This is a genomic window from Mucilaginibacter sp. PAMC 26640 (genome assembly GCA_001596135.1).
Taxonomy (GTDB): Bacteria; Bacteroidota; Bacteroidia; order Sphingobacteriales; family Sphingobacteriaceae; genus Mucilaginibacter.
In genome coordinates this window covers 2195519-2220064 of record CP014773.1, presented here as the reverse complement: position 1 = coordinate 2220064, position 24546 = coordinate 2195519, and the positions used below count along the sequence as shown (strand labels likewise).

The 24546-nt window shown below is 43.8% G+C and carries 25 protein-coding genes and 1 pseudogene; 8 read left to right on the top strand and 18 right to left on the bottom strand.

The features are described 5' to 3' along the window. The first annotated feature begins 20 nt into the window (after positions 1-20). On the top strand, positions 21-572 hold the full coding sequence (locus A0256_09595) for a hypothetical protein (protein ID AMR31658.1): 552 nt from the start codon (positions 21-23) through the stop codon (positions 570-572). Between the two features lie 28 nt (positions 573-600). Further along, positions 601-1128, top strand: coding sequence for a hypothetical protein (locus A0256_09590; protein ID AMR31657.1), 528 nt, complete (start codon positions 601-603; stop codon positions 1126-1128). Positions 1129-1324: 196 nt separating this feature from the next. Here the strand turns inward: A0256_09590 and A0256_09585 are convergent, their stop codons facing one another. From A0256_09585 to A0256_09570, 4 genes are all read right to left on the bottom strand, one after another. Further along, a complete protein-coding gene (locus A0256_09585) occupies positions 1325-1870 on the bottom strand; it encodes a hypothetical protein (protein AMR31656.1) in 546 nt (181 codons plus the stop codon). A gap of 287 nt (positions 1871-2157) precedes the next feature. After that, positions 2158-2724, bottom strand: a complete 567-nt coding sequence (locus A0256_09580; GenBank protein ID AMR31655.1) for a hypothetical protein — start codon at positions 2722-2724, stop codon at positions 2158-2160. Positions 2725-3068: 344 nt separating this feature from the next. Further along, the gene (locus A0256_09575) at positions 3069-3506 is read right to left on the bottom strand and encodes a hypothetical protein (GenBank protein ID AMR31654.1); all 438 of its coding nucleotides are present in this window, start codon (positions 3504-3506) and stop codon (positions 3069-3071) included. Positions 3507-3535: 29 nt separating this feature from the next. After that, positions 3536-4012, bottom strand: a complete 477-nt coding sequence (locus A0256_09570) for a hypothetical protein (GenBank protein ID AMR31653.1) — start codon at positions 4010-4012, stop codon at positions 3536-3538. A 668-nt stretch (positions 4013-4680) separates the two neighbouring features. Here A0256_09570 and A0256_09565 point away from each other — a divergent pair. Further along, the gene (locus A0256_09565; protein ID AMR31652.1) at positions 4681-5160 is read left to right on the top strand and encodes a cytoplasmic protein; all 480 of its coding nucleotides are present in this window, start codon (positions 4681-4683) and stop codon (positions 5158-5160) included. A gap of 227 nt (positions 5161-5387) precedes the next feature. On the opposite strand, the gene A0256_09560 is transcribed toward A0256_09565, so the two are convergent. The 4 genes from A0256_09560 to A0256_09545 all read right to left on the bottom strand — a co-directional run bounded on the left by A0256_09560 (position 5388) and on the right by A0256_09545 (position 8748). Continuing rightward, positions 5388-6386: a hypothetical protein gene (locus A0256_09560; protein ID AMR31651.1), complete on the bottom strand. Its 999-nt coding sequence runs from the start codon at positions 6384-6386 to the stop codon at positions 5388-5390. Between the two features lie 176 nt (positions 6387-6562). After that, the gene (locus A0256_09555) at positions 6563-7402 is read right to left on the bottom strand and encodes a hypothetical protein (protein ID AMR31650.1); all 840 of its coding nucleotides are present in this window, start codon (positions 7400-7402) and stop codon (positions 6563-6565) included. 1 nt (position 7403) lies between these two features. After that, entirely contained in the window at positions 7404-8195 is a 792-nt protein-coding gene (locus A0256_09550; protein AMR31649.1) for a hypothetical protein, read from the bottom strand. Then, a complete protein-coding gene (locus A0256_09545) occupies positions 8179-8748 on the bottom strand; it encodes an RNA polymerase subunit sigma-70 (protein AMR31648.1) in 570 nt (189 codons plus the stop codon). The genes A0256_09550 and A0256_09545 overlap by 17 nt, the downstream gene beginning before the upstream one ends. 203 nt (positions 8749-8951) lie before the next feature. Here A0256_09545 and A0256_09540 point away from each other — a divergent pair, with 203 nt between their 5' ends. After that, positions 8952-10217, top strand: coding sequence for an amidohydrolase (locus tag A0256_09540; GenBank protein ID AMR31647.1), 1266 nt, complete (start codon positions 8952-8954; stop codon positions 10215-10217). 303 nt (positions 10218-10520) lie between these two features. On the opposite strand, the gene A0256_09535 is transcribed toward A0256_09540, so the two are convergent. The 9 genes from A0256_09535 to A0256_09495 form a co-directional block, all read right to left on the bottom strand. Next, on the bottom strand, positions 10521-11054 hold the full coding sequence (locus A0256_09535; GenBank protein AMR31646.1) for a protoporphyrinogen IX oxidase: 534 nt from the start codon (positions 11052-11054) through the stop codon (positions 10521-10523). Between the two features lie 141 nt (positions 11055-11195). Beyond that, positions 11196-12218, bottom strand: coding sequence for a uroporphyrinogen decarboxylase (locus tag A0256_09530; protein AMR31645.1), 1023 nt, complete (start codon positions 12216-12218; stop codon positions 11196-11198). An 83-nt stretch (positions 12219-12301) separates the two neighbouring features. Beyond that, on the bottom strand, positions 12302-12823 hold the full coding sequence (locus A0256_09525; protein AMR31644.1) for a hypothetical protein: 522 nt from the start codon (positions 12821-12823) through the stop codon (positions 12302-12304). A gap of 3 nt (positions 12824-12826) precedes the next feature. Beyond that, positions 12827-13534, bottom strand: coding sequence for a DNA-binding response regulator (locus A0256_09520; protein ID AMR31643.1), 708 nt, complete (start codon positions 13532-13534; stop codon positions 12827-12829). 13 nt (positions 13535-13547) lie between these two features. Continuing rightward, positions 13548-14417 (bottom strand): two-component sensor histidine kinase, encoded by an 870-nt coding sequence (locus A0256_09515; GenBank protein ID AMR34497.1) that lies wholly within the window; start codon positions 14415-14417, stop codon positions 13548-13550. Positions 14418-14466: 49 nt separating this feature from the next. After that, positions 14467-15780, bottom strand: coding sequence for a glutamate-1-semialdehyde aminotransferase (locus tag A0256_09510; GenBank protein AMR31642.1), 1314 nt, complete (start codon positions 15778-15780; stop codon positions 14467-14469). Positions 15781-15842: 62 nt separating this feature from the next. Continuing rightward, positions 15843-16814 (bottom strand): delta-aminolevulinic acid dehydratase, encoded by a 972-nt coding sequence (locus A0256_09505; protein AMR34496.1) that lies wholly within the window; start codon positions 16812-16814, stop codon positions 15843-15845. An 87-nt stretch (positions 16815-16901) separates the two neighbouring features. Beyond that, positions 16902-18476: a porphobilinogen deaminase gene (locus A0256_09500; protein ID AMR31641.1), complete on the bottom strand. Its 1575-nt coding sequence runs from the start codon at positions 18474-18476 to the stop codon at positions 16902-16904. A gap of 142 nt (positions 18477-18618) precedes the next feature. Beyond that, complete coding sequence (locus A0256_09495; GenBank protein AMR31640.1) at positions 18619-19089, bottom strand: hypothetical protein; 471 nt, start codon at positions 19087-19089, stop codon at positions 18619-18621. A gap of 199 nt (positions 19090-19288) precedes the next feature. Here A0256_09495 and A0256_09490 point away from each other — a divergent pair. Continuing rightward, a pseudogene (locus tag A0256_09490) lies at positions 19289-19837 on the top strand (transposase). A 287-nt stretch (positions 19838-20124) separates the two neighbouring features. Here A0256_09490 and A0256_09485 read toward each other — a convergent pair. Then, entirely contained in the window at positions 20125-21351 is a 1227-nt protein-coding gene (locus A0256_09485) for a glutamyl-tRNA reductase (protein ID AMR34495.1), read from the bottom strand. A 167-nt stretch (positions 21352-21518) separates the two neighbouring features. Here A0256_09485 and A0256_09480 point away from each other — a divergent pair, with 167 nt between their 5' ends. From A0256_09480 to A0256_09470, 3 genes are all read left to right on the top strand, one after another. Continuing rightward, on the top strand, positions 21519-21893 hold the full coding sequence (locus tag A0256_09480; GenBank protein ID AMR31639.1) for a DoxX family protein: 375 nt from the start codon (positions 21519-21521) through the stop codon (positions 21891-21893). 132 nt (positions 21894-22025) lie between these two features. Then, the gene (locus A0256_09475) at positions 22026-23552 is read left to right on the top strand and encodes a carbon-nitrogen hydrolase (GenBank protein AMR31638.1); all 1527 of its coding nucleotides are present in this window, start codon (positions 22026-22028) and stop codon (positions 23550-23552) included. A 119-nt stretch (positions 23553-23671) separates the two neighbouring features. After that, positions 23672-24502: a hydrolase gene (locus tag A0256_09470; GenBank protein AMR31637.1), complete on the top strand. Its 831-nt coding sequence runs from the start codon at positions 23672-23674 to the stop codon at positions 24500-24502. Positions 24503-24546 lie beyond the last annotated feature (44 nt).

Here is a 24546-nt window from a genome sequence, read left to right as displayed (position 1 = left end):
TGAATCAACCACTTAATTACATGACAAGTATTTTTAACACCACTTCCAGTAAATTTTCCTTGGCACTGCTTTTAACATGCTCTTTATTGATGCAATCCTGTTCGGAACCTGCAGACAAGTTTTTTGACGTGGCTGTTTTAAATACCAATACGATAGTAGATTTCGGAACACCTAAATTAGCAAAACACATCAATGATGAAACAACTGAATTCCCGGACATTCCTTCGAGTAAAAAAAAGGGCGATGAAGCCTCCATCTATGTGAAGAATAATATATTATTTATGGAAAAAGCGCTTAAAGATATCAAAGCGCTAACTGCAAATGATGATCACAGAAAAGCTATCAAAGAACAGTCAGTGGCACTCTACGAGTTTGTGATTCCAGTATATCAAAATGAGTATACTGCATATGCAAAGTTGTGCGATGCAAAAGCTTCGCAAGCGCAAAAAGATGAGATCATCAGATCGATTGAGGAAAAATATAGTGCGCAGTTTGAAAAGCACTATGCTGCGTTGCTCTCCAAGGGCAAAGCGTTCGCTAAAGACAATAACCTAAATGTAACCTGGAATTAAATTCCGGTTTCAAACCTCAAAATTGGTCATGGAATTTTACAGAAATAAAAAAAAGTCAGTCAAGCTGATCTTAGCATGCGCTGGAATATTGGTGGTACTTGTATTATTGTTTTTATACAGCATCGGTGCATTTGGCGACGTTTTCAGTGCTAAATTAGCCGCAGCTTCGGGTTTATTTGGATTGATCCTGGCGATCGTTATTACCAAAATGTTCATCTCCCTGACAGATAAGTCTGCGCTAATTATACTTAATAACGAAGGCATAATTGCAAAAGTTACCGCGGTGAGTAAAGCCGCAGGGCTGATGCGTTGGGAGGACATTGCAGATATGACTCTCAATAAAGTAGGGGGTGATACCTTGATCACACTAACAATAGATAAGCCGGAAAAATACATCCCGATTATTCGCAAAAAGCTTTCTAAATTGCTGACAGATGGCGCAGAAGATGACAACGGAAATTTAGAAGTTCACCTAACGGCATCCGCCCTCGATCTTGAAGCGCCGGAGCTGTTTACGGTAATTAAAAATTATAGAGATGGTATAATTACGATCTAACAATTTTGCGCTACTAGGAAAGAGAAAACCTGATCTGCTATCTAAGGCAGCTTACTTTAAAATCTTTATTCTAGTTTAATTAGGTTACAAATGTGATAAGTGTTATATCGATCACATTCGTAACCTAATTTGCTTTTGCAATTAATCCATTAAAACAGGAAAAATTACTGTGGCTCTGTATCTCCTATTTGCGTTATTACTGCGTCTGCCCCGCCTTGATTGCTGCTCCAGCTACATCATTGTAAGCAAAGCCAAGTATCATCATGCGCTTTTCATTTACGTTATGGGTAAAATGGATCCATCCGTAATGAACTTTACCGCTGATAATAATTTGCATAGCCAGGTATTTATCGGCTTTGGCTACCCAAGGCCCGTCATACAAATCCCCTTGCTGGCTATTTTCTATCACATCCAGCATCATTCCCTTTGTTAAATAGTTGCTCCAGCTGGTGTTGGCCGGCTCGGCAGCCCCTATCTGCATATCAGCATCTACGGGTTTTCCCCAAAAACCAACCACCAGTTCCTGGCTAACATCCAGTAACAATTTGGCCCCGCTTGCTGAAACCGGGCTCGCCATTAAAAACAAATGCGACTGATTATCCTGCCCAATTAAAACGCTGGTGAAGTAAAAATCATTCTTTCCATTGTGGTCGGCATCAATGGTTATGAATTTGTTGTAAGATAACTGCTGATTAATTTGGGTATAAACAATACTATTCTTAGTGGCCGTTGTACCATCCACAGGCTGGATCGTCTCCTGCTCTGGAATTACTTGAATTAATGGAGCTTTGTAGTCGCTTTTTTATTTTTTACAAGCGCACAGTAATAAAATTGCGCATAGCGCAAAGGTTAGGTTTGTTTTCATTTTTTTAATAATTACGTATAAAATTTATTCTTTTCAAACACCTGCATCATCGCATTTTATTGGTTTACGTTTTAATTTTACCACTCTTGCCGGTGTTGATTAATCATGCAAAGAACGTTAGCCACTACTGGTTTTCTATTTGATTTAAATCACAAAAGCAACTCTTACTTGTTCAATTTATGACGGTATCTACTAAGCGTTTCGCGGCTCATGCCCAAATAACTGGCAATATATTGCAGCGGTACGCGCTTAAAAATAGTGGGATGTTCCGCTATCAGCGTGTGGAAGCGCGTTTCTGGGGAATCTTTCAAAAACCCGCTTTCGCGTTTTTCTGCATGGATTACCTGCTCCTGAATAATGATGCGCGCCAGCTTATTCCACACCGGGTATTTAATGCACAACTCCTCCACTGCGCGGTAATTCAGTTCCACAAGCTCGGTTTCTTCCATTGCCTGGATGTAAATGGTAGAGGGCTCCTGTGAAAACAAGCTGCCAAAGGAACAAACCAAACCGTTTTCCAGCAGGAAACCCTTACATACCTGCCGGTCCTCCAGTTGGTAGTAATAACGGATACTCCCTTTTTCAATAAATGCGATAGATTCACAAAAATCTCCTTCATTTAAAAAATGTTCATTTTTTTCCAGTTGCCGGATACTTACCAATGCCTCCAGCGCTTGTCTTTCCTCAGGCGATGGGTTGATGAGCCGTTCGATATTGTAGAGCACTCTCATCTCAATAAGACGACAAAATGCAGATAAACGTTACAATATCAAGCAATTATATACTTAGCTTATCAGAGGCTGCTGCCAATCTAAACTTCCGACCTACCAACATACAGAAATAAAACACGGCATGATGATGGTGTTACCCGCATATTTAGTTTCGGCATCCACAACATTATACGGGCAATCGCCGTCACTGAGAGATCAGCAAATTGCGCTGATTACAAATGGGAAGCGTTTGATACTGCTTGCTGTGCTTGTCCTGACCAACAAATCATGACTAATTTTAAATTTGTTTTAAGGATAACAAGACTGCAGACTTTTTTGGGCATTCCGGGTGCCAAATATCCGGGCTAATTCAATGACTTGTACTTTTCAGTAAGCCAGCTTTCTGCAGCAGGCAGGGTTTCAAAAAGCACCGTAGTCACTTGGTTCGAATTTTGTTTTTTAAGCGCGATAGACGACATTTTTGAGAATAGATCGGGCGAGGTAACGCTGATATTATATCTTAAACCGCATTGGTAACAAAAGGGCCACATTTCGTCCCGGATCCAATCTACAACACCAATCCAGGCACCTTGCATCTCTTTGGTATCATGAACGTGAAAGCGGCATTTTTTGGCTTGTCCTTCATTTTTTTGCCACTGCATCATCCCCATCGAAGCTCTTTTCACTTCGTCTTCCGAGGAATTGCCGATCCAACGCATCAGCAAATAGTTTTTTACTGGTTGATAAACTAATGTTGCATAAATAACACCAGCTTCATTCCTGAATTTTTGAATTGCGATCACGGTTTTTGAATTGCTGACTAATTTAAGAATTACAGATGAAAAGTCACTCCATAGTTAGCTGCAAATGCGAAGGCTTTTCCCGGGTCTATTTTCGAAACATCTGGTTGGATATTCAAGTCAGGAATATCATTAACCGATCTTACCGGTTGCCCAATTACATGAAAATAATCAACAAGCAACCCTGGCGTGGCTAATGTCAATAGTTTGCCTGTTTTGTTGCCGGTATTTTTATACGTGTGCAGATCGTTTGACGGGATATGAATTACACTGCCTGGTAAAGCTGGTATCAGCGCACCATTTAACATAAATTCAAATTCGCCGTGCAGCACATAAAAAACTTCTTCGTCGGTATGCGAATGCGGTGGTGGCCCAGCCAGCGGCGGAACGGTTTCTTCCCAAACAGCATATCTGTTATTGGTTGCAGATCTGGGAACTAACACGGAAATAAGGATAGATAGAACCATGAGCTGCTCACGGTTCTCTTTTAAGTGGTTTTTACTGTTCATGATACCTTGTATTTATTACACAAAGTAACGGCAGAGCCAGTCTGCTATCATTTGATTTAGATCACAAAGAAAAGGCGGTTATGGGCGATTTTTGGTAATGACCACATGCTATCGGATCAAAAAGGTTGGCAAAGCGCCTCGTAGACAATTTCATCGCCACGTTATACTTTAGCGCTACTTGTGATTGCGCCTGGTTCAAATTGGTGCTTTCGTGAAAATTGAATGCTAAGCACAGTATCGCCTGACATATTTTGAGGCTGATATTTTCGATATAGTCTATATACAACAAACTGGCTACGCGTTGCGGCCTTTTAAATAAGCGCTGGGACTTAGACAACCTTTAACAATTGCCGTTCAATTTCAAACTATTCTTTTTCATCGTCCCAAAATCGGGTATGTTCGGGGGTGTTCGGGCTGTTCAGAGGCGTTTACAGTGTTTCCATTGTTGCGGGCGCGAACGTAACACAAAGACAGGGATAAACTATTACGTGTTCAGATTGTTATTTTGCCTGAAAGAGAAGAACTATAACCTCGTATAAAGCCGACGATAAGTCAGCCTACAAAAATCAGCTAATGGAAATTAAAGATTATGCTACCGAGATAGCTAACGTGGTGTTGATGACACCCGGCAATAGAAGCAGTTTAAGAACGGTAAAGGTTTATCACTGATGGATAAACCCAGCTATTTAAATTTCAAAGTTGACCAATATGCATGGAAGCCGGACATCAACTATCGCGTTCATCCGGAGCTATACCGCGTTGGCAAGGGCGAGCAGGGCGTACTGATCTGCGAGCCTTACAAAGGTGAGATTGGCCGGCACTGGCGCTTTAAAACGGAAGCCATCGCCATAGAAAGCAGTGATGCCATCTATAACCAATTCCTTGATTTTGTGAAGCAAGATGATTTTGTGGGGATGGATATGGCCCGCAAGTATTTGCAGATGGGTTATACCAGGGCAAGGCGCTACGCTAATTACAAAGGCGGCAAAAAGTACGATAAAGCGCACAACTACCAGCAGCTGCAACGCGGGACCGGCGAGGACGAAAAAGCCAAAGCCGCTGCCATTTTTTACCAAAAGTGGAAGGCTGCAGAAGGCATTGAACCTTACCGAACCTTAAAAGCGCAGTGGAAAAAAGAGAAAGGGTAACAGACCAGCAGCGCCCTTAAATTAGATGCCTTCGATAAGCTGATCAGGGGTATTGCTTTTCCATGGGGTAAATATCTGCATGATGCCGCACGAGGGATTGTAAGGGATTAGCCCGGAGGGCCGCAGCGAAGCGAAGCCCTGAAAAGCCCGGTCCGCAGGGGGTGCCATCATTAAACGAAATCCTGGATATTACATTAGGAACATGTAGTCAATACCTTGGGCAAATTTTAATATTCCAGCCATTTTTTGATCTTAATGCCAATTTGGTCGCCGGGTTTAAAGCGGTCGTTCTCGCCGTTTACCACACGCAGCAGTACACACTCGTTCCTGAGGATAAGGTCCTCGTAAAAACCTTTGAATAATACCTCCTCAACCGTCCACATCATCGCATCAGGTGATGCACTCAATCTGATCCATTCGGGATACACCACTACAAACTCTTTGGTGGTTGATATGCCGCACATTTCGGCCTCATTTGCCGTAAGCACATTGCAATTGCTCAGCAGCTCGGCAGTATATAAGTATTTAGGGTGTTGATAGAGCTTCTTGGGATGATCGGCCTCTACAATTTCGCCGTTGCGGATCACCACCAGTTCATCTGCCATTGACAGCACTTCTGCCGGGTCATGCGATACCATTACCACGGTGATGCCACTCTCTTTTACTATCTGCCGGATATCGTGCTGGAGGCCCTCCCTAAAAGAGGTATCCACCTGGTTAAAGGGCTCATCTAAAAATAACACCTGCGGGCGGGTAATAATAGCACGGGCAATAGCAACACGCTGTTTCTCGCCACCGCTCAGATCGGCAACACGCTTATAGGCCATTTGCATCATGTTCAGCTGGGTAAGTACTGCCTCCGTTTTTTCTTCCTTCAGCTTTACGTTGGTACTTGGCAGCATAGCAGCTACATTGTCCCACACACGGGCAAAAAGGTTTAAATCGTCGGTGTGCTGCGTAACCATCTTCATTTGCTCATGGCCCGGTATCAGCTTTTCCTCCGGCCCCCAAATACGCTCACCTTTAAAAAAAACCGTTCCCTCATTAGGAGAAAGTAACCCATACAGCATTCTTAGTAAGGTGCTTTTACCACTGCCGCTTTCACCAATAATAGCGGTTATTTTACCGGGTTGGATCTCGATACTGATCTCTTTAACCCCTGATGCCATAACACCAGGATACAACTTACTCACCGAAACCGCCTGCAGAAAAGGAACATGATCCATGGGGTGCAATATACAAATCTGTACCCTGGTTTGTAGCACAAAAGCAGGAACAGTGATTTAGCACAACAAAAGACTGACCAAATAAGCGGAAGAACTTAAAACCGAAATGCTACACAAATGAACACTCGCCGCAAATTAACGTCGGGAAACCCTGCAGATTTAATCCAACCGGTATCTTACCAGCCTACGCTCATCCCCACGTTAAAGCTTCTTAAACCGGCCTGTGCGGGGCTATCGTCGAAGGTATCGTTGAGGTAATATTTAGCATAGAAACCTATAGCGCCATAGCCTACTCTTAAAAATGGACCATAACGAAATTTAGTAAAGTGGTAATCACCGCTGCGTTTTTGATCGCCGTTTTGCTGGCTTTCCTGCTTCAGGCTGCTACTCAGCAGCAGGCCCATATCCAGCCCCCCTACAAAGTGAAATCTGCGGCCGTCGGCATCATCGCGGGTGCGAAAGTCGAACGCTACCGGTACGCGCAGGTAACTGGCGGTAAGCCGGTTTTTACTGTAGTTCACATTATCGGGCACAAAAGTTAACACGTCCTGGTCGCGCAATACGGTGCCGCGTTCGCGCAGGCGCAGGTTGATCCAGTCGAACCCGCCGGAAGTGTAGATCCTGAACGAACTGCTGAACCTATAACCGATTTGCAATACATCAAAACCGATGTTACTGCTCCGCCATGACCGGTACCGCAGAAAATTGTTTGCAGGCGAGAGTTTAAAGCTGCCATTATCGTTGAGGGTGGTTAAACCGATATCAAAGCGTGTAAAGGTAAGCCCGAACGAGAAGCCCGGTGCTTTTGATGACGTGTAGGAGGTATCGGGTTTTGCATCGTCATCATTTTTGCCAAAGCTTATGTTAAGTTTTCTTTTTTTAACTTTTTTAATGGTATCAACAACCGTGGTAGCCGAATCGGCCATTGGCTTTTTGGCGGTATCCGCCGGGTTAGTCTGTGCAAACACGCTGGCTGCAGCAAAACATATAATAAGGGTAAATATGGTGTGTTTCATTTTATTTATTGGTTGCTATAACTTCTTCTTTTTTAACTTTTACAATGCCCAGGTTTAAACCTGTAACTAATGATTCATCGTCATCCTTGTTACTGAATTCGATCAGCTTGTCTTTCCGTTTATCCACACTGGCTACCACTACATTAATAAGGTCGCCAAAAGTACTAATACCACGCTTTTTAAGGCGGGTTAACGCAATAGCTTTAACCGGTGGCACTTGTACCGATCCTACAGCCACGTCTGGCTGTGCATTGAGCTTAGCCGGTGCCTTTTCCGCGTTACTCACCAGCGATTGAACAGGCGGCAAAGTGACTGCTAACACGTCTGGCTGTTTTTGAACACCGGCCAAAGGATGCTCTTCAATTGCCGCTTCCCCGGGGTTAACGACAGCTAAAGCGACTTCTTGTTTGACTACACCGCTATTTTCTATGTTCCGCCGTTTTATGATGTTTTGGGGGGCCAAGGCAATAACTGGCTCCTGCACTTTTACTACTGCTGCCGGAGGGATATACTGCGGGGCCATAGTTACTTTAGGCTGCTGGCGGTTACGGGCTACTATTACCTGATCCGCTTTAACGTTCGTTACTTTTGATGGCTTTAGAAAGAACACACCGGCTGTGATCACTATCAGTATACTGGCAGCTATGCCGATAAAAGGTAAGGCCGAACGCCCGGGTTTACTTAAGTTTACTTCTGAAGCTATGCTGTCCCAACGCTCTCTGGAGGGTTCCGACTCAAAACTCCCGAGTTTGGAGCGGAATAATTCATCAAATTCTTTATCCTGCATACTCATAGCTTTTTTTTTCAATCTGTAAAATTTGTTCCTTTAAAACTGCCCTGGCCCTGGAGAGTTGCGACTTGCTGGCACCCTCGCTAATGCCAACTATCTCAGCGATCTCCTTGTGCGAATACCCATCAATGGCATAAAGGTTAAATACCATACGGTAACCCGGCGATAGGGCTGTTACCAGCGCTAACAGGTCTTTTGCCTCCAGGCTCGATGCCGCTGCTGCATTTACTGACGGTTCCAGCCCTGCCTCATCAAATTCAACCAGCTGCATCATGCGGTGATGTTTGCGGTAATATTCGATGGAGCTGTGCACCATGATGCGCCTTACCCATCCCTCAAAAGATCCATCGCCCCGGTAGTCCTGCATCTTTTGAAAAACCTTGATAAACCCATTCTGCAGCATGTCCTCGGCTTCCATCCGGTCGGTGGCATATCGCAGGCACACGCCCATCATTTTTGCAGCCAGCAGCTTGTACAGCATTTCCTGCGCCTTACGCTGCCCGGCTTTGCAACGCAATACCAGTTCGTCAATAGTGAGCCTAGGTTCCACAAACATCATTTAAAAGTAAGATGGCGATTGTTGCCTAATGGTTGCATGAGGTTGTAAATAATTCGGAAACAAGACAAGAGAATGATCTTCCTAATATAGATCATTGTAAAGTATATAAACGACAGCTGACCCCCAACTGAAAAAACTGGCTATATTTTCATTAATAAAGGCAATAATGCCTAAATTACAATCCTCTACCTAAATCATTTATGAAAAAGTTCCTTTCGTTAATAGTAGCCCTAATTTTACTCCAAATTCAACTCTCTGCTCAGGATGCTTATACCATTCTAAAACCCGACCGTGTTTTCGATGGTAACCAGATTCATCAGGGTTGGTGGGTATTGGTAAAAGGTAAGCATATTGAAGCCGCGGGAGAACCATCATCTATGGCGGTACCAGCCTCCGCTAAAGTGATAGTACTTAAAGGGAGCACGCTGATGCCGGGCATGATTGAAGGCCACTCGCATTTATTCCTGCATCCATACAACGAAACTTCCTGGGACCAGCAGGTGCTGACCGAAAGCCGCGCTGAACGTACGGCCCGGGCCGTAGAACACGCCAGAGCAACGTTGATGGCAGGATTTACGACAGTTAGGGATTTAGGTACTGAAGGTGCCGGGTATGACGATGCGGGATTAAAAACCGCCATTGACAAGGGGGTAGTGCCAGGACCGCGGATGCTGGTTGCCACAAGGGCTATTGTTGCCACGGGCAGCTACGGGCCCAAAAGCGGCGTGAGCGAGTTGAACCTGATAAAAGGTGCAGAAGAAGCGGATGGCAGCGAAGGACTTACCCGCGTAATACGCTCGCAGATTGGATACGGCGCGGATGTGATAAAACTTTATGCCGATTACCGGTGGGGAGTGGACGGGGCGTCGGAGCCTACTTTTACCGAGCAGGAACTAAAAACGGCCGTAGCGGTTGCTGGCAGCAGCGGCAGGCAGGTGGTGGTACATTCTGGTACCGAAGAGGGATTGCGCAGAGCCATAGCTGCCGGTGTAAGTACCATTGAGCACGGAGATGGCGGCACACCGGAGTTATTTAAACAGATGAAAGCAAAAAGAATTGCCCTTTGCCCAACGCTGGCTGCTACAGAATCCATCCAGTTCTACCACGGCTGGAAGAAAGGCATCGACCCGGAGCCGGAAAGTGTAAAGCATAAGCATTACATCTTCACCGAAGCACTAAAGGCCGGTGTAACCATTTGCATGGGCGGCGATGTAGGCGTGTTTACTCATGGCAATAACTCATTGGAAATGCTGCTGATGGTGGAGTATGGCATGAAACCTATAGACGTGCTTCGGTCGGCTACATCGGTGAACGCAGCAGTTTTCGGAATGAAGACTTCGGGGAATATCAAGGCAGGTTACGTAGCGGATCTGGTTGCCGTTAGCGGTGATCCTTCCGTAGATATTAAAGCCGTAAAGCAGGTAGGCTTTGTGATGAAGGATGGGGTTGTTTATTTGGGCAAATAAATATTACAGAAAGATTAAAATGAAAATTACCCAGGATTACACAGAATTAGTTTCCATTGAAGTTATAGAAGTCACTTCGGCGAACTATTAGGAAATTTTGTAATCGAAATAAAATTTAGTGATAACACTACCAAACGGGTTGATTTCAAACCATTTCTGATCAAAGCTCAACACCCGTCAATATCAAAATATCTGGATGAAAAACTGTTTGCAAATTCAGTCTAAATCAGGGAAATTTAAATTGGAACAATTGCGATCTGATTTTCCCGGTAAGCAATTTACATGAAGGCAGCATTGCATAACTTACCTCTTCTCCCTAAAATACTTATAAACCTTTACCGCCGACATGATAATGAGGCTAAAAAGGATAATACCAATAACGCCAAAGATCCAATTGACGGCACTTTTTAATACCACCAGGAAAACAATAGCGAACAGGAAAATAGTGGCTACTTCGTTCCAAAGGCGAAGCTGTAGGGAAGTCCACTTGTAGGTACCTTTTGCCATTTGCTTCATAATTTTCTGGCAAATAAAGTGATAGGCGATCAGTGCCACCACAAAAGTGAGCTTTACATGCAGCCAGGGCATTTTCCACAAACCGGGATTAAGATGCAGCATGGTAGCACCGGCAAGGATCACGAAATACATACTTGGAGTTGCGATGATCCACCACAGCTTCTTCTCGATGATTTCGAATTGCTCCGACAGGATGCTACGCGCAGGTTCCGGCTTATCCTGCGCCTCGCGGTGATATATAAACAAACGTACAATATAAAATAGCCCCGCCATCCAGCAGACTACAAAGATGATATGTATGGCTAAAACGTATTGGTACATGCTTTCCTAACACGTCATTGCGAGGCACGAAGTAATCTCCCGATCTGCATATTCGATCTGCATAGTTTAGAGATTGCTTCGTTTCTCACAATGACAATTTGAAATTCATCCTCCTACTCCCCCTTCAGGGGGCTGGGGGGCTTATCTATACTCTTTTATCACCTCAACCGCGTACTTCACATTATCAAACGGAATATCCGGCATGATGCCGTGCCCAAGGTTGAAGATGAAGCCTTTTTCACCTTTCATACGGTCGAACAGGCGGTAAATGCGTTCTTTGATCACTTTCTTATCGGCATACAAAATATGCGGATCCAGGTTACCCTGTACAGCAATACCTTGCGGTAAACGATTCTTGATATCTAACAGATCAACATTCCAGTCGATAGATACTACATCCGGCTTGGCCTCTGCCATTAGCGGTGCAAATACCGAACTGCCTTTACAAAATGAGATTACCGGAATATCTTTCCGGTTAAGCTTGCTAATGATCTCCACAATGTAGCGGTGCGAAAACTCGGTATAATCATCCCATGATAAAGCCTGAGCCCAGCTATCAAAGATCTGCACGGCATTTACCCCGGCAGCAATTTGCAGGTTTAGGTAGTCGGCTGTAACCGTTGCTATTTTTGACAATAACTGATGCGCCATTTCCGGGTGGTTGTGCAGCATCAACTTGGTTAGCTTAAAATCTTTAGATGATCCGCCCTCCACTAAATAACTCATTACAGTAAATGGAGCACCTGCAAAACCGATCAAAGGTATTTTACCGTTCAGCCGTTGCTGAATGACTTTAATGGCATCGGCCACATATTGCAGTTTATCGCCTACTTCAGTTTGCAGGTTATCTATATCGGCCTGCGTGCGTACCGGGTTGGCAAATTTGGGGCCGATACCTTGGGTAAAGCTTAAGTCGCCGCCCATTGCTTCACCGGTTACGAGTATATCGGAAAATAGAATAGCTGCATCAATATCCAGCAGATCAACCGGTAGCATGGTTACATCAGCAGCGATCTCCGGCGTTTTGCACATTTCCAGGAAGGAGTACTTGTTTTTGATTTCCCAGTATTGTGGCATAAAACGGCCTGCCTGGCGCATCATCCATACGGGTGGACGTTCTATTGCTTCTGAAAATGCGGCTTTTATTAATAACGAATCTCTCATAATATTGGAGAGGTAAGAAGATAAGAACCAGGAAGCAAGAAAAATCCATCTTGCTTCCTGACGCTTAAAGTCTTGCCTCTATTTTAGTGTTTTTTCAATTCCTGCTCAACGCGACTCATTACGTCTTTCATTTTAGCAGTTATTTTATCTTTATGCTTTTCGGCGAGTTGTAAATAGGCTTTGGCCTTTTCAAAATTACCGTTGCGTACATTAATATTGGCCACATGCATCAGCGCGGCCACATGGTCATTTGCACTGCGAAGCGGGTACTGGGCTGCTATTTCATAGTGGCGTTCAGCTTCATCATAATCTTTTTTCTGCATGCAGATACCGCCGTAGATGAACTCATAAAAACCCCTGCGCCGTTTACTCAGCCATTCCGGCCGGTTAACCTCATTCAACAAACGCTCGGCGCCACGATAATCTTTGTCGTGAAAATGCTTGGCGGCCAGTACAATTGGCCCCTGTTTATAATACCCCCAAATCAGCAGCACAATAAACATTACACAAACGGCAGCCAAAGGGTAAATGTGCATATACAAAACTACCGTAAGCAGTATCACAAAAAGACCGGTGACTAATATGCGTGCCCGTTTTGTAAACATGTACTAGTGCTGATCTGTAAACTTGTAACCCACGCCGCGGATAGAGTGAAAATATACAGGATTTTTAGGATCCGGTTCAAAATACTTGCGGAAGGTTAAGATAAAGTTATCGATGGTGCGGGTACTCGGATATACATCATAATTCCAAACCGTCTCCAGGATCTGCTCGCGCGATACAGCCTCGTTACGGCGCTCTATCAAAAGCTTCAGCAGCATTGTTTCCTTTTTGGTTAAAGGGGTAATGCTGCCATCCTCGTTCACCAATTCAAATGAATTAAAATGGATAGTTTTCTCACCTATTTTGTAGCTATTAAATTCTTTCAGGTCTTCCCCTTTGAGACTACGCTTAACCAGGTTATTAACCCTCAAAATCAGTTCTTCCAGGTTAAAAGGTTTTGTTAGGTAATCATCCGCTCCTTTTTTAAGGCCGGAGATCTTATCCTCATTGGTATTTTTGGCAGTAAGGAACATAATGGGTACTTCAGAGTTTTCCAGGCGGATGGTTTCTGCAACCACAAACCCATCAATCTCCGGCATCATCACATCCAGTATCACCAGATTAAAACGCTCTTCTTTAAAAATCTGGAGTGCTTTTTTACCGTTATTTGCTGTAGAAACTTTATAACCTTCCAGCTCCAGGTTTAATTTGATGGCTTCTAACAAATGGTCTTCGTCTTCAGCTAGTAAAATTCTTTTTTTTGTGGGCGTCATCTCTATAATTGGTTTATGCAAATACAACTTCAAAAACACTGCCTTCGGGGCGGTTATCCTTCACTCTAATACTGGCCTGGTGCTTATCCAGCACTTCTTTTACAATATATAATCCAAGCCCGGTGCCCTTGGTATTGCGGGTATCTTCGCTACCCACGCGGTAAAACTTATCAAAAATACGGGTTTTCTCATTATCGGCTATACCGATGCCATGATCAGCCACCTGGAAATACACCTTGCCATCTTTAGAAAAAAGTTTAACATCCACAGCCATACAAGGTTTTGAATATTTTACTGCATTCTCTACCAGGTTGGTTACTACCGAAGTAAGCGCAAACTTATCCCCGGTGATCTCTATCTTAGGCTCTATCTCCGCATTGATGATCTGCTGGTTGCAATCACATTTTGTAATCTGCAGTCGGTTAACAATACTATCCACCAAAACTGACAAATTAAACTCTGCTTTAGGAAAGCTGTAAGAGCGGTTTTCGATTTTGGATGCCAATAGCATATTCTCCACCATATCATCCAGTCGCTCTACATCTAAAAGGGACTTATCTATAAAATCAAGGATCTGCGCTTTACTCAGATCACGCTTCTGGATAGTTTGTAAAAGGATCTTGATAGATGCCAGAGGCGATTTCAATTCATGGGTAACGGATAGCAGGAAATTCTTCTTCTGCTCCATCAGCTTGCGCTCTTTGGCAAGCGACTTATGCATATAAAATGCACCTGTTAAAAACACGATAACAAACATAGAGCCTTCACCCATGATCATGGCAAACCGCCGGGGCTGCAGATTTACCAGCATATACCCCCACCACATCAGTTCTGCTACCGCATAAATGATAATGGCATAAAAAATAACAAGCGATTTCTTCATTTTCTTAGTGTGAATAATAAGCGGCAGGTGTTGCGTGTTTGCTAACTGCCTACTGGTTTCCAAACACGATATCAAGGCTATCAAAGATAGCTGTTTTTGTTGTTTCCAAATCGGCTATTGTATGGGCTGACGATATAAAGCCAACTTCGTAGCCTGAAGGACCTAAATAAATACCGCGGTTGATCAGTTCCCGGTGCATTACCTTAAATTTAAGCATGCTGGCCGGGTCGATATCATCTGCTGTACGAATGCTCTCCTTATCCGTAAAGGCAAACCAAAAGATAGAGCCTATGGTAAAAACCTTGAACTCATAACCACGCTCGGCCACGAATTTACGAATGCCCTCAACAAATGCTTCTGTTGTCTGCAGCTGGCTTTCATAGAAACCCGGTTTTACCAACTCACCCAACTGCGCTACGCCTGCTGCCATAGCAACCGGATTGCCGGATAAAGTGCCTGCCTGATAAACTGAACCTACCGGTGAAATATGATCCATTACTTCTGCCGATGCGCCATAAGCGCCTACCGGCAGCCCACCACCGATGATCTTACCGTAAGTTATGATATCCGGCTGGATACCGTAATAGCCGGCAGCGCCTTCAAAGCCTACCCTAAAGCCAGAAATCACTTCATCAAACAACAGCATACTACCATTGGCGGTACACACCTCACGCAGGTATTCCAGGTATTCTTTAGTTTGCAGTAATAAGCCATTGTTAGCAGGAATGGGCTCGATGATCACTACTGCTATCTGGTCTTTAAAATCGGCAAAGGCTTTGTCAACCGCATAGGTATCATTTAAACCAACCACAATTGTTTCATCAGCAAAGGCTTTTGGAATGCCTGCAGATGAGCTTTCCCCAAAAGTCACCAGTCCGGAGCCGGCCTTTACCAATAAAGCATCAGTATGCCCATGGTAGCAGCCTTCAAATTTCAAGATCTTATCGCGTTTGGTATAGCCCCTTGCCAGCCTGATGGCAGACATTACCGCTTCGGTACCCGAGCTTACAAAACGGATCTTTTCGATATAGCGGTTATTGCTCAGAATAAGTTCTGCCAGATCATTTTCCAGCGCAGTGGGTGCCCCGAAGGACATTCCGTTCTGCATCACTTCCATCACCTTATTACGAACAGCAGCATGGTTATGCCCCAATATCAGTGGCCCCCACGAGCAGCAAAAATCTATAAACTCATTGCCATCCGCATCCCAGATATGGCTCCCATCGCCTTTTTCAATAAAAAGTGGTGTACCATAAACAGATTTAAACGCCCTTACCGGGGAATTAACGCCTCCGGGGAAATAGGTCTTTGCTTTTTCGTATAATGCTGCAGATTTTGCTCTGCTGATATCAGGTATTTGCATCTTTTTATATTTAGTACCGGCATTGCCATGGTGGATGCAATGCTGCTTTATTCAATATTGCCCTACAGCCACTTATTTTCCAGCACTTCTTTAGCATGATAAGTTAGTATAGCTGTAGCACCTGCCCTGCGGATGCTGGTAAGCACCTCCATGGTGGCGCGCTGCTCATTTAGCCAGCCGTTTTGTACCGCAGCTTTTATCATTGCATATTCGCCGCTCACATTATAGGCAGCAACAGGCAGTTCGGTATTGTCTTTTATTAGTTTGATCACATCCAGGTAGGCCAGAGCGGGTTTTACCATGAGGAAGTCGGCCCCTTCCAGTTCGTCAAGGTTCGCTTCTATCAAAGCTTCACGCTGGTTGGCAGGGTTCATCTGGTAGGTTTTTTTATCTCCAAATTTGGGTGCAGAGTTCAACGCATCCCTAAAAGGACCATAGAAAGCACTGGCATATTTGGCTGAATATGACATGATGGATACGTTACTAAAGCCGGCATCATCCAGTGTTTTGCGGATATACCCAACCCTGCCGTCCATCATATCGCTTGGCGCAATAATATCGGCACCACTACGGGCATGGGCCAATGCCATTTTGCCTAAAATTTCTAATGTAGCATCGTTAATGATCTCACCGTTCTCTACGACGCCATCATGGCCGTCGCTACTGTAAGGATCCATCGCTACATCGGTAATTACGCATGCCTCGGGGAATTCCTTTTTCACCGCACGGATGGCGCGCAGGTAAAGGCTCTCTTCGCGGTGGCTCTCAGTAGCGTATTTATCCTTAAAGTCATCATGAATATTTGGGAATAAATCAAAAGACTTTAACCCTAATTTCATGCAGCTTTCTATTTCGCGCAGCAGGTTATCAATGGAATAACGAAATATACCGGGCATGGATGCTACTTCGGTCTTCTGGTTATCACCATCCACAATAAACAGTGGAAAGATCAGGTTAGCCGCACTTACATGCGTTTCCTGAACCATCTGTCGAATAACCTCACTTTTACGATTTCTTCTTGGTCGTTGTAACATATGCCCCCCATCCCCCTGAAGGGGGAGTTTTTTGAATTTTTTGTTTATTAATTGGCCCACTACAATTCCCCTTTAGGGGTTAAGGGCTCACATCCCAAACACCGCTTCTGCCAAACCTATTTCATCCGGAGAGAAAGGCAATTTGTAGCTTACACCCATTTCTTCGAATTTTTTACCTGTAGATTTGCCTATGGCAATGACCTTCTGCTGCGGCTGAAGCAGATTATCTATAAAATAAGCTTCAACGTTGCTCGGGCTGGTAAATACCAGGATATCAGCACCGGTTTGCTGTACATTTTCTTCGAGCACGGTTTCGTAAACCGGCAGATCGATAATTTTAGTATCAGCAGATAAACCTTGCTGTATACTCCTCATAGGATTATCTGCTCCGGGGAATAATATCGCTAAACCATTCGCTATAGCCGCAAAATCGGCGGCAACCTCTGTGGTATCGTTGCTTTCGCCAACAAAATCGGCAAAGTAGCCGTTTTTACGCAACATGTCTTCCGAGCCGGTACCCATTACGCCAAACTTTACATTTTTAGTAAACTGAGGCTTAAGCTGAAAGAAGTATTCAACCGCGTTTTTACTGGTGAAGAATACCCAATCGATATGTTTGAGGATATAGCTATCAAAACGCGTAATGGTTCGTACGGTACGAATAAGAGAACGTGCTTCTATTTCTATCTTATTTTTTTCCAGCGCCCTGCGGAAGTAGCTTCCGGAGCCGATATCCCTTGAAATAAATACTTTAGATGGGAACGTCCTGTCTTTAGCAAACTTAGCTACTATCTTTTGAGGTAAATTTTCCAAAGTATCCGACTCAATGAAGAGCCTGTCCGGAAAACCCTCGCCGTCTTCGGCTTTTGAGGTAAACACCTGGTATTTATCATCATCCTTACGGCAGTAAACACCAAGCGGCAGGTGGCAACCACCTCCAAATAACTTCAATATATTACGTTCTACCGAAAGCTGCGCAGCTACGTCAGGATGATTAAGATCCTGCAATGCTTCGTAAAGGATATGGTCCTTTTCACGAATCTGTATCGCCAGCACTCCCTGTGCAGGGGCCGGGATAAATTCTGTGGGCCCTAATTCTTCTACATGGAATTCGCTCAGGTCGATCCCCAGTCGGCTCACACCGGCTTTTGCCAGCATAATCCCGTGATATTTCTCATCGCGCAGCTTACCTATCCGGGTGCCTACGTTTCCACGAAGTTCCTTTATTTCCAAATCCGGCCGTACGGCTAATAGCTGAGCTTTGCGGCGATTGGATGATGTACCGATAAGGCCGCCAAACTTAACAGACAAGCGCTGACGTACATCTACACAATCCTTTAGGATAAGCAGCAGTTCGGCAGGGTCTTCCCGCTCTGAAACCGCAGCAATTACCAATCCGGGTGGGTTTTCAGTAGGTAGATCTTTGTGTGAGTGTACCGCAATATCTATCGTACCGGCCAGCAGTTCCTCTTCAAGCTCTTTAGTAAAAAAGCCTTTGCCTTCCAGCTTATCAAAGCTGAGGTTGAGGATGCGGTCGCCCTGTGTTTTTATAATTTTAAGTTCGGCGGATATGTGTATCGCTTCCAGGCTATCTTTTACAAAATTGGCCTGCCATAAAGCTAATTCGCTGCCACGCGTTCCTATTATTATTTTTCTGTCCAACGGGTATTAATTTTTACTGCAAATTTAATTTTTTACGGCAGGTTACGGAACCGTAATTGAACGAATTGCAACAATATGACCCAGGAAAGGTAAAAGCTTAAAGGCGAAAGGTTAAAGCTGGTGAATTTGACCGGTGCACTTATTAACAGTTACTACGAAACACCCAAGGTTGTTGATAGTAGGCTAACAGGGTATGGAGATTTTGAGGAGTGATATTCAAATGATCGACCCTTAATTTCACTTTGACATTATGATATCGATATTCGAGGCATGGTCTGGCCCCTCTGCCCTCAAAGTTGCCTGATACTTTGGACTCTAGTACCTGATCCCATTTACAAAATGCCGCAGAAGCAGTTTGAATACCTTTCAGACTTATTATTATTTGCGGACGGGAGTCTAAAAGAATTCTGCTCTTAAGGTAGAACTGATAAATAGCACAAATGGCAATAGGCGCGCCGGCTAAAGTGAAATCTGTGCAAAGGAAATTTATGCCTATGCACAAGAAAATAAGCGTCCCAGTCAATTTCACAACCGCATCATCTTTTGAATAATATATAATTGTTTGCCGAGGGATTGGATTTGATACAATAATATTTGGAGTAATAAGGCCCATAGCTTTTTATAAATAAAGCTAATGAAATAAATTTCAAACACTGGCGACTGTGGAGAATTTAGCTCAGGGTAGCCCGTTACTCTGATGCCGCGAGTTTAGCGAAGCGTAACCTACGCTGCCGCGAGTTTAGCGAAGCGTAACTCGTGGCAATACATGTTTAAAGCTTCCAGCTTTAAACACAATTTATTAATTTACCTGCATGAGCAGTAACTATAAATTTCGCGACCAGCAGTGCCTGTATTTTGTAACTTTTACAGTTATATGATGGATCGATGTGTTTACCCGGCGCGTGTATAAGGAGATACTTGTAGACAGTTTGAAGTATTGCATAGAGATGAAAGGACTAGAGTTATATGCATGGGTGATCATGAGCAACCATGTACATCTCATCATCGGCACAACCGGCCAGCCTTTGGAAAACATTATGAGAGATATTAAACGACATACTTCAAAAAAACTGACCACAGCAATAAGCGAAAATCCGCAGGAGAGCAGGCGCGACTGGCTGCTCTGGTTTTTTGAACGTGATGGCCGGGCAAATCCAAATAATGAAAAATTTCAGTTTTGGCAGCAGGGAAATCACCCCATCGAACTTTGGAGCAATCATGTACTAGACCAAAAACTTGAATATATCCACAATAATCCTGTAGTTGCAGGTTGGGTGGACGAGCCTGAACATTATCTATACAGCAGTGCTAGAGATTACGCAGGTGGCAAAGGATTAATCGATAAATTGATTTTTATATAATTTAAGCTGGAAGCTTAAATTGCAATACCACGAGTTACGCTTCGCTAAACTCGCGGCAGCTTAACAAAGGATTAATTGATATTTGTTTTCTTTATAATTTAAGCTGGAAGCTTAAATTGTGCAACACCACGAGTTACGCTTCGCTAAACTCGCGGCAGCTTAACAAAGGATTAATTGATATTTGTTTTCTTTATAATTTAAGCTGGAAGCTTAAATTGTGCAACACCACGAGTTACGCTTCGCTAAACTCGCGGCAGCTTACATAATGTATGCGGATGCAATAAGATTTAGTTACTGTTGATCATTATATCTTTCGCCATGATCATGGGTACACTGATATATTTCTTCTCCATGTAGTTCATCACCTTTTCCAGGATCTCACGCGATTCCTTGTCAAGGCTTTGTACTTCATCAGCAAAAACGGTATTCACAGCATTGTTACGGATCTCTTTAATCTTCTCCGGCACCTGGCGCATCGCTAGTTCGATGCGGCGTTGCTTCAGCATCACCAAAAACTCACTGATGTTTTGCTCAATGATAGCCTCAGCATGTGTAAGTTCGTGGTAGCGTTCCTGCAGGTTCTTCTTGGCTACTTCATTAAGCGAGTGTACTTCAATAAAGTTAACTTCAAATTGCTCCAGCACTTCAGCTGCCGTATCATTGGGGATAGCCAAATCCACAATGGTTTTGCGGTCGGTTTCCCCGTTTAATAACGAGGTGTAAATTTCCGGGGTTATGATGGGTTCTACTGCAGAGGTACAGGTAATAATCACATCAAAGCCTTTACTATAATTCTTTAAGTCTTCCAATTCAAAAGCCTCTCCTCCCAGATCTTTAGCTAATTGCTGCGCCTTAGAAAGGGTGCGGTTAAAAACCGAAAAATTGGAGAACCTATGTTTTTGAAGATACTTGGAGATATTTCTATTGGTTTCTCCGGCGCCAATGATCAGGATCCGCGCGTTTGAGCAAAGCTTCAAATCCTTCAATTTGCGATAAGCCAGGGAAACAACCGAAATTGGGTTCTTTGAAATATTAGTATAAGTGTAAACTTCCTTGGCCGTTTTTACAACACACTCCATAATGAGGCGAAGTTTATCACCGGTAAGCCCGGCTTCCCGGCCGTTGTCGTAAGCTTTGCGTAATTGAGCAAGGATCTCCTTTTCGCCAACGATCAAACTCTCTAACGAGCATGAAGTGCGTAAAAGGTGCTCCATAGCAGCATGATCTTCGTAGATAGAGGCAGCATCTAAAAAAGTGCCCATTGCGTGTGAACAAAGACCAATTTCCAATGCCTCAATAAATTCCTGGGCAAACTGCCTGTCTACCTTTTGAGGGGTGCTTAGCACAAATTCTACGCGGTTACAGGTAGCCAGGTAAAATATTTCGCCTATGTTAAAACGTGCTTTAACTTCATGCAACTTATCGGTAAGGTTTTCCTGGCATATAACCAACTTTCCCAATTCCTTCAGCTCAATCTGTTTATGCGTAAAAGCTATTACCTTTAGATACTTCAAAGCAGTTTTAAATTTGACCCCACAAAAGTAATATACCACGTGGGTTGCAATGTCAAGGCTTTGTCAAACAGAAGTATTTAGAATGTTTATAAATTAAGCGTAATTCGCAAAAACTTTCATCTTATTTGGCCTTTATTTCGTTTTTCAAAATATCTCAACTATGAATAATGCAAACATTTAAAAAAATCAGCCTGATAATTCTAATCATTGGCTACACGCTTGCAGGTATTAACCACTTTCGCAGTCCGGATTCTTACATCCACATCATACCTGCTTACCTGCCTTTTCCTGTGGTCTTAAACATAATGGCCGGATTTTTCGAGATTGCATTTGCATTATTATTAATAAGTCCGCGAACCCGGAAGGTTGGCGCTTACGGAATTATTCTGATGCTGATCGCTTTCATCCCGGTTCATACCCAAATGGTTGCAGATGCACCATTCCTTTTAGGTAAACTAATGGTTACACCATTAATCGCCTGGATCCGGCTGATCGTACTTCAGCCATTATTGATCTTCTGGGCCTGGTGGCACCGTAAGTAACCGAGAGGAAGCCGGAACAATGCTTGTACATTTTACTACAAGAGCTTACAGATCAATCATCAGCCTTTGCAACTGCTCGTACTTTCGGACTAATATCATCAAACAATTGCAGTAAATACCCGTTACGAAATTATGGATTTGCAAAGTATTGAACTACGTAATCTCGATGTACAGGATTATCAGGAATTAAAAAAATCGATGAAATCGGCCTACATCGATATGGATGAGGATTACTGGGATGCCGCGTCTATTAAAAAACTGATCAAACTATTTCCCGAAGGGCAAATTTGTGTTACTGTAAATGATGTAGTGGTAGGCTGTGCGCTTTCCATCATAGTGGACTATTCCAAATTTGGCGATACCCATACCTACAAACAAATTACCGGCGACAGTACCTTTAAAACACATACAGATAAAGGTGATGTGTTGTATGGTATAGATATTTTTGTGCATCCTAAATATAGAGGATTGCGCCTTGCCCGCCGTTTGTATGAGGCCCGTAAATCACTATGTGAAAACCTCAACTTAAAAAGTATTATTGCAGGTGGCCGAATACCCAATTACCAAAAGTTTCAAAATGATCTTACGCCAAAACAATATATCGACAAGGTAAAATACAAAGAGATCTATGATCCTACCTTGTCATTCCAATTGGCAAATGACTTCCATGTGCGCAAAATTTTGCGTAATTACCTCCCGGAAGATAGCCGCAGTAAAGGATTTGCTACACTGATAGAATGGAACAATGTTTATTTTGAAGAACCAACTACGGCAATTAATCATAAAACGGTTGTGCGGATAGGCCTGGTGCAATGGCAAATGCGCCCGTACAGTAACATTAGCGAGCTGATGAAGCATGCTGAATACTTTGTGGATGCGGTGAGTGATTACCAATCGGATTTCATCCTGTTTCCGGAATTATTCAACACACCGTTGATGGCGGACTATAATCACCTTGATTCGGCCAAGGCAATGCGCGAACTGGCGCAGTACACGCAGCCGCTTGTAGAGGCTTTTGCAAAACTAGCCGTATCCTACAATGTTAATATCATTGCGGGAAGCATGCCCAAGATCGAAGATGATTCGATGTACAACGTATCTTACCTCTTCAGGCGGAACGGCAGTATGGAAGAAACCACTAAGATCCACCCCACCCCTTCCGAAATTAATTCCTGGGGGATGCGCGGCGGAAACGAAGTGATCGCATTTGATACTGATGCAGGTAAGATAGGCATCCTCATTTGCTATGATGTCGAGTTTCCGGAATTATCGCGAATACTGGCCAGCCAGGATATGCAAATTCTTTTTGTCCCTTTCCTTACCGATACCCAAAATGGTTATAACCGGGTTAAGTTTTGCGCCCAGGCACGCGCTGTAGAGAACGAATGTTACGTAGCTATTGCAGGTTGCGTTGGCAATTTGCCCAATGTAAACAACATGGGTATTTCTTATGCACAATCGGCGGTGTTCACGCCATCGGATTTTGGATTTCCTACCAATGGGATCCAATCTGAAGCTACACCGAACAGCGAGATGATCGTAATAGCAGATGTTGATCTTTCCATATTAAACGAATTGCACGAATACGGTAGTGTACAGAATCTGAAAGACAGGCGGACGGACTTGTACAATATCAGCTTTAACGGGAAGAAAATATAAGCTACAACCAAGTCTACTAAACAAGCACGCATGACCTATAGTTAACGCGCCTGTTTTATGTAGTCACAAAAAATTTCATCGCGATGATTTTTTTGCTGCATCATGACTAAATTGCGCTTATGATCCGCAAAAACTACTATACCATCCCGGGTGCCAAAGGCAGGGCCATGTTGGCCGATGTTACTTTCGACGACACCAACTCTAGCGCCCCGCTGGTAATATTCGCCCATGGTATCCGGGGGTTTAAGGATTGGGGCACGCACAACCTGGTAGCCCGATACTTTGCCGAAAATGGCTTTCGGTTCCTCAAATTTAATTTTTCGCATAATGGCACCACAACTGTAAGCCCACTGGACTTTACCGACCTGATCGCCTTTAGTGACAACACTTTTAGTTTTGAGCTGGAGGATTTAAATGCAGTAATTGATTTTACCTGCGGCGGATCATATATCCCTGCAGTACGTAGTGTTTTCCTTATTGGCCACAGCATGGGCGGCGGTATTAGTATCATTAAAACAGCCGAAGATAGACGTATAACTAAACTGGTTACGATGGCTGCAATTTCCAGCTTTTATAACCTATGGCCAAAACAAGCCGAAGAGCAATGGAAGTTACAGGGCGTAATGTACCTGCCCAACTCGCGCACGGGTCAAAACATGCCATACAAAGTTAGCCTGTTAAACGATCTGGAGAATAACCCGGAACGTTTGGATATTGCTGCCAAAGCTGCCACAATAAGCCAGCCCTGGCTCATTGTACATGGCGACGGTGATACCAGCGTACCCTTAAGCCACGCCGAAGATCTGCATAAAGCACAGCCAAATGCCGGGTTGACTGTAATAGAAGGGGCCGACCATGTTTTTAATGCAACACATCCCTACCTGCCGAATACACTTCCTGCCACACTATTGCAATTTTGCGATGCAAGTATTGAATTCCTACTGAAATAAGTCAGCCAGATAAACCAAACTATTTACATTAGCGTTTTTGCAAA

Excerpts from the sequence above, each read along its gene's own strand:
- A0256_09595 (AMR31658.1), top strand. The coding sequence starts at position 21 with ATGACAAGTATTTTTAACACCACTTCCAGTAAATTTTCCTTGGCACTG.
- A0256_09590 (AMR31657.1), top strand. The coding sequence starts at position 601 with ATGGAATTTTACAGAAATAAAAAAAAGTCAGTCAAGCTGATCTTAGCA.
- A0256_09580 (AMR31655.1), bottom strand. The coding sequence starts at position 2,724 with ATGAGAGTGCTCTACAATATCGAACGGCTCATCAACCCATCGCCTGAG.
- A0256_09570 (AMR31653.1), bottom strand. The coding sequence starts at position 4,012 with ATGAACAGTAAAAACCACTTAAAAGAGAACCGTGAGCAGCTCATGGTT.
- A0256_09565 (AMR31652.1), top strand. The coding sequence starts at position 4,681 with ATGGATAAACCCAGCTATTTAAATTTCAAAGTTGACCAATATGCATGG.
- A0256_09560 (AMR31651.1), bottom strand. The coding sequence starts at position 6,386 with ATGGATCATGTTCCTTTTCTGCAGGCGGTTTCGGTGAGTAAGTTGTAT.
- A0256_09555 (AMR31650.1), bottom strand. The coding sequence starts at position 7,402 with ATGAAACACACCATATTTACCCTTATTATATGTTTTGCTGCAGCCAGC.
- A0256_09550 (AMR31649.1), bottom strand. The coding sequence starts at position 8,195 with ATGAGTATGCAGGATAAAGAATTTGATGAATTATTCCGCTCCAAACTC.
- A0256_09545 (AMR31648.1), bottom strand. The coding sequence starts at position 8,748 with ATGTTTGTGGAACCTAGGCTCACTATTGACGAACTGGTATTGCGTTGC.
- A0256_09540 (AMR31647.1), top strand. The coding sequence starts at position 8,952 with ATGAAAAAGTTCCTTTCGTTAATAGTAGCCCTAATTTTACTCCAAATT.
- A0256_09535 (AMR31646.1), bottom strand. The coding sequence starts at position 11,054 with ATGTACCAATACGTTTTAGCCATACATATCATCTTTGTAGTCTGCTGG.
- A0256_09530 (AMR31645.1), bottom strand. The coding sequence starts at position 12,218 with ATGAGAGATTCGTTATTAATAAAAGCCGCATTTTCAGAAGCAATAGAA.
- A0256_09525 (AMR31644.1), bottom strand. The coding sequence starts at position 12,823 with ATGTTTACAAAACGGGCACGCATATTAGTCACCGGTCTTTTTGTGATA.
- A0256_09520 (AMR31643.1), bottom strand. The coding sequence starts at position 13,534 with ATGACGCCCACAAAAAAAAGAATTTTACTAGCTGAAGACGAAGACCAT.
- A0256_09515 (AMR34497.1), bottom strand. The coding sequence starts at position 14,417 with ATGAAGAAATCGCTTGTTATTTTTTATGCCATTATCATTTATGCGGTA.
- A0256_09510 (AMR31642.1), bottom strand. The coding sequence starts at position 15,780 with ATGCAAATACCTGATATCAGCAGAGCAAAATCTGCAGCATTATACGAA.
- A0256_09505 (AMR34496.1), bottom strand. The coding sequence starts at position 16,814 with ATGTTACAACGACCAAGAAGAAATCGTAAAAGTGAGGTTATTCGACAG.
- A0256_09495 (AMR31640.1), bottom strand. The coding sequence starts at position 19,089 with ATGGGCCTTATTACTCCAAATATTATTGTATCAAATCCAATCCCTCGG.
- A0256_09480 (AMR31639.1), top strand. The coding sequence starts at position 21,519 with ATGCAAACATTTAAAAAAATCAGCCTGATAATTCTAATCATTGGCTAC.
- A0256_09475 (AMR31638.1), top strand. The coding sequence starts at position 22,026 with ATGGATTTGCAAAGTATTGAACTACGTAATCTCGATGTACAGGATTAT.
- A0256_09470 (AMR31637.1), top strand. The coding sequence starts at position 23,672 with ATGATCCGCAAAAACTACTATACCATCCCGGGTGCCAAAGGCAGGGCC.